8 protein-coding genes and 1 pseudogene are annotated in these 13,997 nt (G+C 64.4%); 6 read left to right on the top strand and 3 right to left on the bottom strand.

All coding sequences use genetic code 11. The features are described 5' to 3' along the window. Positions 1-76 precede the first annotated feature (76 nt). Entirely contained in the window at positions 77-3,097 is a 3,021-nt protein-coding gene (locus HB778_RS34455; RefSeq protein ID WP_183460360.1) for a caspase family protein, read from the bottom strand. A gap of 111 nt (positions 3,098-3,208) precedes the next feature. Here HB778_RS34455 and HB778_RS34450 point away from each other — a divergent pair, with 111 nt between their 5' ends. From HB778_RS34450 to HB778_RS34440, 3 genes and pseudogenes are all read left to right on the top strand, one after another. Beyond that, positions 3,209-4,159: an AEC family transporter gene (locus HB778_RS34450; RefSeq protein WP_183460358.1), complete on the top strand. Its 951-nt coding sequence runs from the start codon at positions 3,209-3,211 to the stop codon at positions 4,157-4,159. 198 nt (positions 4,160-4,357) lie between these two features. Continuing rightward, positions 4,358-5,814: pseudogene (locus HB778_RS34445) on the top strand (NAD-dependent succinate-semialdehyde dehydrogenase). An 89-nt stretch (positions 5,815-5,903) separates the two neighbouring features. Beyond that, positions 5,904-6,926, top strand: a complete 1,023-nt coding sequence (locus HB778_RS34440) for an aldose epimerase family protein (RefSeq protein WP_183460356.1) — start codon at positions 5,904-5,906, stop codon at positions 6,924-6,926. Between the two features lie 12 nt (positions 6,927-6,938). Here the strand turns inward: HB778_RS34440 and HB778_RS34435 are convergent, their stop codons facing one another. Beyond that, positions 6,939-7,859: a sugar kinase gene (locus HB778_RS34435; RefSeq protein WP_183460354.1), complete on the bottom strand. Its 921-nt coding sequence runs from the start codon at positions 7,857-7,859 to the stop codon at positions 6,939-6,941. Between the two features lie 151 nt (positions 7,860-8,010). Here HB778_RS34435 and HB778_RS34430 point away from each other — a divergent pair, with 151 nt between their 5' ends. Together HB778_RS34430 and HB778_RS34425 are read left to right on the top strand one after the other, a co-directional pair. After that, positions 8,011-8,460: a FixH family protein gene (locus HB778_RS34430; protein ID WP_095200265.1), complete on the top strand. Its 450-nt coding sequence runs from the start codon at positions 8,011-8,013 to the stop codon at positions 8,458-8,460. Between the two features lie 7 nt (positions 8,461-8,467). Continuing rightward, positions 8,468-9,667: a cytochrome-c peroxidase gene (locus HB778_RS34425; RefSeq protein ID WP_183460352.1), complete on the top strand. Its 1,200-nt coding sequence runs from the start codon at positions 8,468-8,470 to the stop codon at positions 9,665-9,667. Between the two features lie 56 nt (positions 9,668-9,723). Here the strand turns inward: HB778_RS34425 and HB778_RS34420 are convergent, their stop codons facing one another. Beyond that, the gene (locus HB778_RS34420) at positions 9,724-10,176 is read right to left on the bottom strand and encodes an Lrp/AsnC family transcriptional regulator (protein ID WP_183460350.1); all 453 of its coding nucleotides are present in this window, start codon (positions 10,174-10,176) and stop codon (positions 9,724-9,726) included. 165 nt (positions 10,177-10,341) lie between these two features. On the opposite strand from HB778_RS34420, the gene putA reads away from it, so the two are divergent. Beyond that, entirely contained in the window at positions 10,342-13,950 is a 3,609-nt protein-coding gene (putA, locus tag HB778_RS34415; protein ID WP_183460348.1) for a bifunctional proline dehydrogenase/L-glutamate gamma-semialdehyde dehydrogenase PutA, read from the top strand. Positions 13,951-13,997 lie beyond the last annotated feature (47 nt).

Below are 13,997 nucleotides of genomic sequence, written 5' to 3'. Positions count from 1 at the left end.
ATCGGGTTCCGGTCATTCGCATATAGGGATCGGAACGCCGGCACAAAGACAAGCGGGCGTTGCAGACGTCCCAGCCTCACTTTTTGGCGATTTGCTTTTTCACCAGATCGATCTTCTGGTCGGTAAGCGGAATGGGAATGGTGTAGCCGGATTCGGTAAAACCTTGCTTGGCGTTCTCGAAGAATTCGATGGCTTTGAGATATTCGGCCTTGCCGCCGCCATAGCTGGCGCGGTTCCAGTGGATGTCGCCAAGGTTGTTCTGTTCGAAGGCCCACTGCAAGGGCTGGCTTTCCCTGGTGAACACTTTCAGCGTCGCCGTGAAAGCCGCCTCGGCCTCGTCGAGATATTTGCCGGTCCGTTCGAGATTGCCGAGGTTGAGCAGGCTCATGCCGATGCCGTTCTGGGCGTTGGCCCAGTCGACCGGCGCGGTCTCGATGGTCAGCACTTCGAGTGCCGCCCGCCGCGCGGCGATCGAATCCCGCAGGATCTTGGGATTGGCATTGCTCATGCTCAACCAGTGCAGCGTCGAGCCGAGGCCGGCCTGGGAGAGCGCCCACTGCCGCGGATTTGTCTCGCGCTTGTACTCGCGCAACGCATTGCTGTAGGCGTCGACCGCCTCGCTGTAGTGCTCGGGCTTGTCGGTCACGCCGCCTAGCAGCTGCAGCGTGTTGCCGAGATTGTAATAGCACATGGCCCAGTCGAGCGGGAATTTCCGCCTGACATAGACCTGCCGGGCCGCCTGGAACGCTGCCACCGACTGTTCGAGCCTGGCCGCATCGCGGGTCCGCTGGCCGAGCGTCTGGTAGATCGAGCCGAGATTGTTCTGGGCGGATGCCCAATCCATCGGGAAGCGCTGCCGGGTAAACACCGTCAGCGCATCGTCATAGGCTGCTGCGGCCTCTTCGAGCGTATCCGTGCCCATGTCGAAGCGGGCGACACCGCTCAGCGCGTTGCCGAGGTTGAGCCGGCTGGTCGCCCATGAGACCGGGAAGGTCTCGCGGGTTCTAACCTCCAGCGCGGCGCGGAAGGCATCGGCTGCCTCGTTGATCTTGGTCTTGTCGTTGAGCTGGATGCCAAGGGTGACGAGCGTGTTGCCGAGATTGTTCTCGACCATCGCCCATTCCACGGGCGTCTTCTCGCGCGTGTATTCCTCCAATGCCAGCCGGTAGGCGGCTTCCGCGTCCTTCAGATGCTCGCCGGCGGGTTCACGCTCGGAGAGCGCATAGAGCGCCAGGCCGAGATTGTTCTGCGAAGCGGCCCAGTCGAGCGGCAGCTTGTCGCGCGGGCGCTTTTCCAACGTGGCGCGCATCGCCGCCACGGCCTCATTGAGGCGCTTCGGGTCGCTTTCTCGTTCGCCGATTTTCAAGAGCACATTGGCGAGGTTGTTCTGCGCGGCCGCCCAGTTGGGATCGTCCTTCTCGCGCTCGAAGACGGCAAGCGAATCGCGGAAGATTTGTGCTGCTTCCTCGAGACGCGCGGTCTCGGTCTCGCGCTCGCCGATGGTCTGCAGCACCACCGCCATGTTGTTGCGGGTGATCGCCCAATCCCTGTTCTGCTCGCCATTGGGAATGAAGTTCAGGATGACATGATAGGCTTCGATCGCGTGCTGCAAGGCGTCGAGATCGCCGGTGGCGTAGCCGTAAGAGTTGAGCGCCTCGGCTTGCTGGTTCTTGTAGTTCCAGCGCAGCTTGTCGTCCCATTTCTCGACCAGCGAGAAGGACTTGGCATAGTCGTTGGCGGCAGATTTGTAGTCGAAGACCAATGCGGCGGCATCGGCGCGTTTGGCGTAGATCGCGGCGTCGGCGATGCGTTTCTGCCTGACCAGTTCCTCTGCCTCGTCGACCGCACCGCTGTTCTGCTCGACCCTGCCGACCGCGTCATCGAGGAACTTGCGCGCCGTCACCATGGCGCCCTGGCCGATGGCCTTGTCGGCGGAAGCGACGAGCCGCTTGATCTCGGGATCGTCGGTGCGCAGTGCGGCTCGTTCCGACATCATTTTCTTCAGGCGCTCGGCCTGGGCGCCAAGCACCTTCTGCAGGTCGGTCGGGTCCTCGGGGATCTTGTCTGTGCCGAGGGCCCTGAGCACGCCATAGAGCGCGTCGAGCGGCACGCCGTCCTGCAGCGAGGCCAGTTCCACCTGCGCCCGCTTGGGGTCGGGCAGGTCGGAAATGGTCAAAAGCAACTGCCGCCGCTCGCCGGTGATCAGCCCGTCATCGCCGGTCGGCTCAGGCGGTGCGACGCCGAAATAGAGCAGACGGCGCAGGCTCTCATTGACCCAGGGGCGCTGCTTGGCCTTGGTGTCGAGATAGACTTCCTCGGTCACCATGCGCATGACGGAGCCGAACTCCGTGCCTTTCATCGCGGCGAGGTGGCGCAGCAGGGCAGCCGCATAGGGGCTGTTTTCGCCGGCCGCGCCATCGAGCGCCGGGCGGCCCGGTTCGGCGGCGAAGCCGACCACAGTGCCGAGGCTCGCATCTTGCGCCGACGCATTGGCGAGGGTCTTCGCGCCGCGCACCGGTTCCAGCCCGCCGGCGCCGATGGGTTCGGCGGAAGCGGTCGGCGCCCGCCGCACCACGGCGTCCGCCGGAAACGGATTGGTGCGGCAGGCATCGAGCAGCACGATCGTCACCGGCACGGTCTTCTTCAACTCATCCATGACCGCGGAGATCGGCACCAGCGCCTGGCCTGCATCCTTGAGCGACGAGACGTCGGCGTCGACCGGAACCAGATAATTCTCGCCGCCGGCTTCGATGCCGTGGCCGGAGTAATAGATGAAGGCGACATCGGCGCCCTCGGCATCCTCGACGAAGCGTTCGAGGTCGCGCTTCAGCTTGGCGGCATCGCGGTCGGTGACGTTGCGGGCGTCGAAGCCGAGGTCGGTCAGCATCTTGGCCATGTCGCGGGCGTCATTGGCCGGGTTGGGCAGGGCGGCGATGTGCTGGTAATTCGACTGGCCGATGATCAGCGCCACGCCCTTGAGGCTTTTCGTCTGCGCAAGTGCAAGCGTCGTCGCGGCAAGACAAACCAGTGCGGCGACGAAAGCCGTCAGCCACATCCGCGCAAAGAGGTTGCATCCTGAGGTTTCGACAAAGGTCATTTGTCGTTCGTGTCCGCCCTGATACTCCAAACCCTCTATAACGCTGCCAGCATAGCATGATCAAATTCGGGCGCGATTGCGCCGCGGACGTGGCTCGCCTATCCCTGAAAAATGTCTCCGCTCACAGAAACCGTGCTTTTCGTCTTCAGCCTGGTGGCGCTCGGCTATCTCGCCGGGCTGACCGGCTATCTCAGACCGGCGAGCGGCGAGGGCATATCGGAGTTCGCCGTCAACGTGGCGATGCCCCTGCTTTTGTTCCAGACCATGGTGAACGCCGATTTCCACGGTGTCGCGCCGTGGCCGTTGTGGGGAGCCTATTTCACGGCGGTGGCGATCACCTGGGCCGCCGGCCATGTCGTCACCACGCGGATCTTCGGACGCGATGCGCGCGCCGGCGTCGTTGGCGGCGTGTCGTCTGCCTATTCCAATGTGGTGCTGCTCGGCGCGCCCTTCATTCTCGGGATATTCGGCCCGAGCGGCTTCGAAGTGCTGTCGCTGCTGGTCTCGGTGCATCTGCCGGTCATGATGATGGCCTCGATCGTGCTGTTCGAGATGTTCGGTCGCGGCAGCGGCGAACATGTCCATCCGCTGCGGGTGCTGCGCGGTTTCCTGCGGCGGCTGTTCATCAACCCGCTGATCATCGGCATTCTGCTCGGGCTGGCATGGCGGCTGAGCGGCGTGCCGCTGCCCGGCCTCGTCATGCGATTGGTCGATGCGCTGGCCGACACGGCAGGGCCGGTGGCGCTGTTTGCCATGGGGCTCAGCCTGCGCCGCTTCGGCGTTTCCGGCAATGTCCGCCCGGCGCTGGCGCTATCGGCGCTGAAACTGTTCCTGATGCCAGCGCTGGTTCTCGCCTTCGTCTGGCTGCTCGGCCTGCCACCGATGACCGCAAAGGTGGCGGTCGTGGTCGCGGCGCTGCCGTCCGGCATCAATTCCTACCTTATCGCCGTGCAGTTCAACACCGGCCAGGCACTGGCATCGAACCAGATGACGATCGCCACCGCCTGCGCCGCCGTCACCACGGCCTTCTGGCTGACGGTGGTGGTTCACGTCTTTGGTTAGGTCTGGGCTTCTTAAACTAATTCACATGTGAAGGACTAGCCTTTGGCTGGCCCAACCCCTATATGCCATCTTGCGATTGCTTGCCGGCCTTGCCCTAGGTAAAGCAGTGGCTCCGGCGTGCTGGCTTCCGCCCACTACGCACGCTCATCGAAGAATTCACAGACCGGCCCGTCAGGGCACCGAAACGGAGGATAGACCATGCTTCAGAAAACCAGCCATTTCATGCGGCAGGCCAATCTCATCAACGGCGAATGGGTGCAGGCAGACAGCGGCCAGACGGTCGACGTCAACAACCCCGCCACCGGCCTGAAGATCGGCACCGTGCCGAAGTCGGGCAAAGCCGAAACCCGCCGCGCCATCGAGGCCGCCGACGAAGCGTTCAAGACCTGGCGCAAGACAACCGCGCTCGAGCGTTCGAAGCTGCTGCGCAAGCTGCATGATGCGATGATGGACAATCAGGATGTCCTTGCCGAACTGCTCACCATCGAGCAGGGCAAGTCGCTGTTCGAATCGAAGGGCGAGATCGGCTCTGCCGCGGCCTATATACTGTGGTTCGCCGAGGAAGGCCGCCGCACCTATGGCGACGTCGTGCCCTCGCCATGGGCAGACCGCCGCATCCTGGTAACCAAGGAGCCGGTCGGCGTCATCGCCGCCATCACGCCGTGGAATTTCCCGTCCTCGATGCTGGCCCGCAAACTTGGCCCGGCTCTCGCCGCCGGCTGCACCGCCGTCGTCAAGCCGGCTTCGCAGACGCCGTATTCGGGCCTTGCCTGGGGCGCGCTGGCCGAGGAAGTCGGCTTCCCCAAGGGCGTCGTCAATATCCTGACCGGTTCGGCCAGCGAGATCGGCGACGAGATCTGCGCCAATCCGCTGGTGTCGAAGATCACCTTCACCGGGTCGACCGAGGTCGGCAAGCTGCTCATCCAGAAGTCGTCGGTCACCGTGAAGAAAGTGTCGATGGAACTCGGCGGCAATGCACCGTTCATCGTCTTCGACGACGCCGATATCGAGCGTGCCGTGGCCGGCGCGATCACTGCCAAGTATCGCAATTCCGGCCAGACCTGCGTTTGCACCAACCGCTTCCTGGTCCAGGCCGGCGTCTATGACAAGTTCGTCGAGAAACTGGCGCGGCCAGCAACGGGCTTAAGGTCGGTTCCGGCCTCGAGGAAGGCGTTCAGCAGGGGCCGCTGATCGACGAGAAGGCGGTCGAGAAGGTCGAGGAGCTGATCGCCGACGCCACCGCCAAGGGCGGCAAGATCGTCGCTGGCGGCAAGCGCCATGCGCTCGGCGGCTCGTTCTTCCAGCCGACGGTCATCGCCGACGCCACGCCCAAGATGCGCTTCATGAAGGAAGAGATTTTTGGGCCGGTCGCGCCGGTGTTCAAGTTCGAGACCGAGGCGGAAGCAGTAGCGCTCGCCAACGACACCGAATTCGGCCTTGCCTGTTATTTCTACACCGGCGATCTCGGCCGCGCCTTCCGCGTTATGGAAGGCCTGAAATACGGCATGGTCGGGGTCAATGAAGGCCTCATTACCACGCCGGAAGCGCCGTTCGGCGGCGTCAAGGAATCCGGCCTCGGCAAGGAAGGCGGACATCAGGGCATCGAGGATTACCTCGATACCAAATATGTCTGTATCGGTGGCCTCGGCCTCTGATACCTTATTCCCAGGGTCGGCGGGCCTTGCCCGCCGCCTTGGGTCGAGAAAACCAGCCGAATCCTTTGGATTAACTGACGTTTGCGGGCATGGCGATGAAGGACGGCGAGGTTTTCGGCACGACGCAGGCAGGCGAGCCGGTGCGCCGCTTTACCATCAGGGGCGGCGGCCTCACCGCCAACATCATCGGGCTCGGTGCCATCATCCAGGATCTGCGCCTGACCGGCCACGATGCGCCGCTGGTGCTCGGCTACAACACCCTGGAAGCCTATGAGGCCGACAACGCCTTCTTCGGCGCGGTCGTCGGCCGCTATGCCAACCGCATCCGCGACGGCCGCTTCACCATCGCCGGCAACCGCTACCAAACCGAGCCGAACTTTCTCGACAAGCATACGCTGCATGGCGGCTCGCAAGGCTATTCGCACCGGCCCTGGACGGTTTCGCTGCATGGCAGGGATTTCGTCACGCTGACGCTGCACGATCCCGACGGCGCGATGGGCTTTCCCGGCGCGCTCGACGTCACCTGCACCTACCGGCTGAAAATCCCCGGCACGCTCAGCGTCGAGCTGACGGCGACCTGCGAGGAGCCGACGCTGTGCAATCTCACCCAGCATTCCTATTTCAACCTCGATGATGGCGGCGCCGGCGACATTCTCGACCACAGGATGATGCTGAATGCCGGCGCCTATCTGCCTGTCGACAGCGACATGATCCCGACCGGCGTGGTCAAGCCGGTCGACGGCACGCCCTTCGACTTCCGCCAGGCGCGGCCGCTGCGCATGGAGACCGAGGGCGAGCAGCTTCCCTACGACCAGAATTTCTGCCTCGCCTCGGCGCGCGGGCCGCTCCGGCAAGCGGCATGGACGCAAGGGGCAAGCTCCGGCGTCGAGATGGAGGTCTGGACCACGGAGCCCGGCGTCCAGCTCTATACCGGCCAGTATGTGACGCCGCGAAAGGGGCTGGAAGGGCGGGACTACAAGGCTTTTTCCGGCTTCTGCCTGGAGCCGCAAATATGGCCTGACGCACCGAACCGGCCGTATTTCCCGCAGGCGACGCTGTGGCCTGGCGCGATCTATCACCACGTGACGGAATATCGTTTCCGCCTCCCATAGTTTTCCCGGCGGCTAGTTTTCGAACGCCGCCCGTAGCGTCTCGAATGGGGCCAGTGCGCCGCGGACCTGCACCACGGCGGCGGCGACGCGATGCGCCCGGCTTGCCGCTTCCCGTGGTCCGTGACCGGCAAGGCGCGCCGCGAGATATCCGCCATTGAAGGAATCGCCGGCGCCAGTGGTGTCGACGGGGGCCGCGACATGGATCGCCGGCACGTCGAACGATGTTCCGTTTTCGGCAATCAGCGCCGGCTGCTCGCCGTTCTTGACCACGACCTCGCCGACCCATTGCCGGAGCCGCCCGGCGGTCGCCTGGGGCGTTGCATCCTCAAACAGCATCTGCTCGTCGGGGAAGGTCGGCAGGGCGATGTCGGTGACGCCGAGTGCTTCGACAATGGCTGCCTGCGCGCTTTCGCGGTTGCGCCAAAGCCGTGGGCGATAATTGGGATCGAAGGCGATCAGCGAGCCCGCCGCGCGGGCCTTGGCCACGGCAGCCAGCAGTGTTTTGCGCGCGGCATCGCCCAGAATTGCCAAAGTGATTCCGGAAAAGTACACGAGTGTCTGATTTTCAAGGTTTTTCGACAATGCCGTGGGATCCGAGGCGAGCTGCCGGGCCGCCGCGTCGCCGCGCCAATAGGTGAAGGAGCGCTCGGCACCGGTCAGTGTGATGGCGTAGAGGCCGGGGCGCGCGCCCGCTATCACCGGGCTGGAACCGATGCCGATGCCGTTTTCGGCGAAGAAGCCGATCTGGCCCTGCGAGAAGGGGTCGTCGCCGAAGGCCGAGACATAGGTTGCCGGCCTGTCCCCGCTCAACGCATGCAGCGCCCACAGCGTGTTGAACGTGTCGCCGGCAAAACCCATGCGCCAGTTCGGGCCGGTCTGGCCCGACAGTTCGAGCATGCATTCGCCGACCGAGGCGACGCCGTTTCCCGCCATCTGCAATCCTCCAATGATTTCGGTGCTGTAGCTTTTTGCCGGCGGCAGCGCCATGGTTGGCAAGACGGGTTTTTTCAGCCACAGCGTTTTCCCACAGGCTGGCGGGACGCGATGCACCCGGCAGAGCGTTATCCGCAGAAGAGGAACCGGTTTGGCATCGATATGGCGTTATCTCTTGGCGGGTCTTGGTCTGGCTGCGCTGCTGGTCGGCGTTCTCGCGGTCGTCTATCTGACGGCGCCGCAAAGCGCGCAGCTTGCTGGCCCGGATGTCTCGCGGACGAAGAAAACCGACAACGGGCTGTACATGGCGAGCTTCGTACCGGAACGGGGCGTGGTGCGGCAGGGCGAACTGGAATCCTGGCTGCTGACGCTGAAAACAAAGACAGGGGCTTCGGTGGAGCGCGCCGCGATCGCCATCTCCGGCGGCATGCCGCAACACAATCACGGCCTGCCGACCAGCCCGCAGGTGACCGATTACCTGGGCGAGGGTCGTTACCGCATCGAGGGGCTGAAATTCACCATGAGCGGCTGGTGGCAACTTCGGTTCGCCATCTCGTCCGGCGCCGGCTCCGACACGGTGCTGTTCAACGTGGTGCTATGAGCAATCGATGAAGCGCCTTTTCTGCTTTCTGGCGCTGATGGTCGCCGTCATCCTCGTCGGCTGCGGCAAGCCGGATTTTTCCGACGCCGAGAAGAAGACCATCGCCTCGCTGGCGCTGAACACGCTGCCGTCGTTGAAGCCCGACACCACCAACCGCTTCGCCGACGTGCCGGCGGCAGCCGCGCTTGGCTCGACGCTGTTCTTCGATCTCGGTATGAGCCGCGACGGCACGGTGTCGTGCTCGACCTGCCACAAGATCGACCGCCAGTTCCAGGACGACCTGCCGCAAGCCGTCGGCGTCGGCCGCACCAATCGGCGCACCATGCCGCTGGCCGGCGTGGCGCGCGACCCCTGGTTCTTCTGGGACGGCCGCCGCGACAGCCTGTGGGCGCAAGCGCTGACGCCGCTGGAAAACCCGCTGGAGCAGGCGGGAAACCGCGCGGCTTACGCGCACTACATCAAGGCGCGCTTCGGCGAGCGCTATGAGCGCATTTTCGGGCCGCTGCCCGACCTTTCCGGCATGCCGCTGAAAGCCAGCCCGCTCGGAAACGAGGTCGAAAGGGCTGCGTGGAACGCGATGAGCGATGCGCAGCGCGACGCCATCAACCGCGTCTATGCCAATATCGGCAAGGCGATCGCCGCCTTCGAACGTTCGATCGAGCCGGCGCAGACGCGCTTCGACCGCTTTGCGCTGGACCTTGCCACCGGCGCCGAACCAAAGGGCGACGCGGTCTTTACGCGGGAAGAAATCCTCGGGCTGAAACTGTTCATCGGCAAGGCCAATTGCGTGACCTGCCACAACGGCCCGCGCTTTACCGACAACAGCTTTCACAACACCGGCGTACCGCCCGTCGCGGACCTGCCGCCGGATCGTGGCCGCATCGATGCGGTGGCACAGGTCCAAGCCGATCCGTTCAACTGTTTCGGCGCCTATCGCGATGGCGACGTCGCCGCCTGTGGCGAATTGCGCTTCATGGTCAAGGATGCGCCGCAACTGATCCGCGCCTATAAGACGCCGTCGCTGCGCGGCGCGGCCACGCGGCCGCCCTACATGCATGCCGGGCAGTTTTCGTCGCTCGACGAAGTGGTGGCGCATTACGCCAAGGCGGCACCCAGTGTGGAGGGGACAACCGAGATCCATCCGCTGCAGCTTTCAGACCGTGAACGCGCTGCGCTGGTGGCGTTCCTGAAGACGCTGTCGGAGTAGGCTCTTGTTGACCATGATCTTGTCCGAAAACCGGCCTCCACTTTTCGGGATCATGGTCATCGATCCTTCACCGTTTCCATCGCCACAAAGGTCGAGGTCTGAGCGACATGGGGGAGGGCCGAGATGCGCTCGCCGAGCACGCGGCGGTAGGCGGCGATATCCCGGGTGCGCACCTTCAGCAGATAGTCGAAGCTCGACGCCATCATGTGGCACTGCTCGATCTCCGGCACGGCCTGCACAGACCGGTTGAAGGCGTCGAGCGCAGCCGAACGGGTGTCGGACAATTTCACCTGGACGAAGGCGACATGGCCTTCGCCCATGCGCTCGCGGTCGATGATTGCCTGATAGCCCCTGATATAGCCATCCTTCTCCAGCCGCTTCACCCGCGCCTGCACCGGTGTCTTCGACAGACCGACCTTTGCCGCCAGTTCCGACATCGAAAGCCGGCCATTGCTTGCCAGCGCCGACAGTATGTTCCGGTCGATGCGGTCCAATTGGTCTACTGTCATCGAAAGTGCAGTCCATATGCCGATATTTTTAGCGCCATGATAGATCGATTGACCTATGATGTCGATTTCTTTGGACCGGCCGAAATTTAGGAGCTGTGCTAGCTTGCGCCATTCGGTCCGGTGACCGCCGGCCCGCTCCTTGATGCTTGCTCCACAGGACCCGCCATGCCGCTCGACACCATCCGCCAGCAGATCCGTGCCAACTATTTGCCTGACGAAGACGGGGCCGTGAAGCGGCTGGCCGAGGCGACAGGGCTTTCGGCCGGGGATCGCGATGCGATCTCGGCGCGCGCCGCAGATTTGGTGCGGGCCGTGCGCGGCTCGTCCGATCCCCGGCTGATGGAAGTTTTTCTCTCCGCTTATGGCCTTTCCACCAAGGAGGGCGTGGCGCTGATGTGTCTGGCCGAGGCGCTGCTGCGCGTGCCCGACACCGAGACGATGGACGATCTCATCGCCGACAAGATCGCGCCGCATGACTGGTCGGCGCATTCCGGGGGCTCAAGCTCGATCTTCGTCAATGCTTCGACCTGGGCGCTGATGCTGACTGGCCGTGTCCTCGACGAGGGCGAGGGCGGCATCGAGGGTACGCTGCGCTCTATGGTGCGCAGGCTGGGCGAGCCGGTCATCCGCAAGGCGGTGGCTGCCGCCATGCGCGAAATGGGCGAACAGTTCGTGCTCGGCCGCACCATCGCGGAAGCCGTCAAGCGCGGCCGGCCGATGACGCAGAAGGGCTATCTCTATTCCTTCGACATGCTGGGCGAGGCGGCGCGTACCGAGGCCGACGCCTTGCGCTACCACAAGGCCTATGCCGACGCGATTTCCTCGCTCGATGCCGGCTCCAACGGCCCGGACATCAGGCAGAACCACGGCATCTCAGTAAAGCTCTCGGCGCTGCACCCACGCTACGAGGTGGCGCAGAAGGAAGAGATGCTGCCTGTGATGGCAGAGCGGCTGTTGTCGCTGGCGCTCGCGGCTCGCCATTCGCGCATGGGCCTCAACATCGACGCCGAAGAGGCGGACCGCCTCGACCTGTCGCTCGACGTCATCGAGCGCGTGCTGGCCGAGCCGGAGCTTGCCGGCTGGAACGGCTTTGGCGTCGTCGTCCAGGCCTATGGGCCGCGTGCCGCGTTTGTCATCGACTGGCTTTACGCGCTGGCCAAGAAATACGACCGCACCATCATGGTCCGACTGGTCAAAGGCGCCTATTGGGACACCGAGATCAAGCGGGCGCAGACACTGGGGCTCACGGGTTATCCCGTCTTCACCCGCAAGGCCAATACCGACGTTTCCTACATGGCTTGCGCGAAGAAACTGCTTGGCATGACCGACCGCATCTATCCGCAGTTCGCCACCCACAACGCCCACACCGTCGCCGCCATCCTGTCGATGGCTGATAATCGCGATGCCTTCGAGTTCCAGCGCCTGCATGGCATGGGCGAGGCGCTGCACGAGACGGTGCGCCAGGCCGAAGGCACGCGCTGCCGCATCTATGCGCCGGTCGGCGCGCACTCCGACCTGCTGGCCTATCTGGTGCGCCGGCTGCTGGAGAACGGCGCCAATTCCTCCTTCGTGCATCAGCTGACCGACGAGGACGTCGAGCCGGAGGATATTGCACGTGATCCACTCGAAACGGTGGAAAGCCAGGGCCCTGCCGCCAATCCGGCGATTGCCCGGCCGTCCCAGATCTTCGGCGGCGGCCGCCGCAATTCGAAAGGCTTTGACATCACCGATACGGTGACGCTGGCGGCGATCGACACGGCCAGGGCAGCGTTCGCCGGGCCGGATCGTTGGCATGCCAAGCCGATCACGCGCGCCGCCGGTTACGGCAAGCAGCGCCCAATCGTCAATCCGGCCAAGCCCGATGAAGTGGTCGGCACGGTTCACGAGGCGTCCGCCAAGCAGGTTGCGATCGCCGTGCGCATCGCTGTGGAAGCGCAGCCAGCCTGGGCAAAGCGCCCTGTTGCCGAACGCGCCGCCATCCTCAACCGCGCCGCCGATCTCTATGAGGCCAATGCGGTTGAGTTCTTCGCGCTGGCCACTCGCGAGGCCGGCAAATCGCTGGCCGATGGTGTGGCGGAAGTGCGCGAAGCCGTCGACTTCCTCCGCTACTACGCCGCTGAAGCGGCCAACAACGAAGCCGGTACCGAAGCCCGCGGCGCCATCGTCTGCATTTCGCCGTGGAACTTTCCGCTGGCCATCTTCACCGGCCAGATTGCGGCGGCGCTCGTCACTGGCAATTCGGTGATCGCCAAGCCGGCCGAACAGACGCCGCTGATCGCCTTCCGCGCCGTCGAACTGCTGCGCGAGGCGGGCGTGCCGGAAGACATCATCCAGCTTCTGCCCGGCGACGGCCCATCGGTCGGCGCGCCGCTAACGGCTGACCCGCGCATTGCCGGCGTTTGCTTTACCGGATCGACCGAGGTCGCCAAGCTGATCGAGAAACAGCTGGCCGAGACCGCCGCACCCGACGCCATGCTGATCGCCGAGACCGGCGGCCTCAACGCCATGATCGTCGATTCCACCGCGCTGCCCGAACAGGCGGTGCGGGATATCCTGGCCTCGGCCTTCCAGAGTGCGGGTCAGCGCTGCTCGGCGCTGCGCGTGCTCTATGTGCAGAAGGACGTCGAGAAGAAGATGCTGGAGATGCTGAAGGGCGCCATGGAGGCACTCAACATCGGGGATCCCTGGCGGATTTCGACCGATGTCGGTCCAGTCATCGATGACGAGGCTCAAGGCGCGATCCGTGACTATTGCACGAAGAAGGGTCTCGAGGGCCGGCTGATCGCCAAGCTCGAGGCGCCGAAGGATGGCCGCTTCGTCGCGCCGCATGTCTTCCGGGTCAAGGGCATCGAGGAGATGGAGCGCGAAGTGTTCGGGCCGGTTCTGCATGTCGCGACCTTCGACGCCGATGAGATCGACGCGGTGATCGCCGCAATCAACCGCAAGGGCTATGGCCTGACCTTCGGCCTGCACACCCGCATCGAAGGCCGCGTGCAGCATTTCGTCGACGGCATCCATGCCGGCAACATCTACGTCAACCGCAACCAGATCGGCGCCGTCGTCGGTTCGCAGCCCTTTGGTGGCGAGGGGCTGTCCGGCACCGGTCCGAAGGCCGGCGGCCCGCATTATCTGCGCCGCTTCCGCAAGGGGCCCGAAGCTGGTACCGAGATTGCCGAGGGCCACAAGGTGACGGCGACCGAGTTGGCCGACAATCTGCCCGATCCAACGCTGGGTGGCTGGTCGACGCGACCGGACCGGATCGCCATCCTGAGGAAACATCTGCGCGGCAAAGGCGCCGCCGCCATCGGTGCTGCCGCTGCCATCGATTTCGGCCAGGTCGACCTGCCCGGGCCGACCGGCGAGGCCAACACGCTGTCACTGTCACCACGCGGCCGCGTGCTGTGCCTGGGGCCGGATGCCGACACGCTGCTTGCCCAGACGATCCAGGCGCTCGCCGCCGGCAATGCGGTGCTGGCTGTGGCACCGGGTGCACCGGCTGCATTGTCGGCGCTGACCGGCAAGGGACTGCCTTTGGCCGCTATTGATGGCCGGCCTGATCCGGTCGAAGCACGGTCGCTGCGCGTCGATGTCGTCGCTTTTTCGGGCACGCCGGACGCAGCGCGCATCGTGCGCAAGGTCATTGCCGAGCGCTCAGGCCCGATCGTGCCGCTGGTCAGCGAGGTGCTCAATCCTGCGGCCTATGCGCATGAGCGGGCCGTCTGCGTCGACACGACCGCCGCGGGCGGCAATGCCAGCCTGCTCGCTGCGGCATAAAGACTATTCACACCTCGCTTGCCTTGTGTCGAGTTGCCGGGGATAAG

Source organism: Mesorhizobium huakuii, assembly GCF_014189455.1.
GTDB classification, from domain to species: domain Bacteria; phylum Pseudomonadota; class Alphaproteobacteria; order Rhizobiales; family Rhizobiaceae; genus Mesorhizobium; species Mesorhizobium huakuii_A.
The sequence above is the reverse complement of the archived record's forward strand: the minus strand, read 5'-3'. Positions and strand labels throughout refer to the sequence as shown.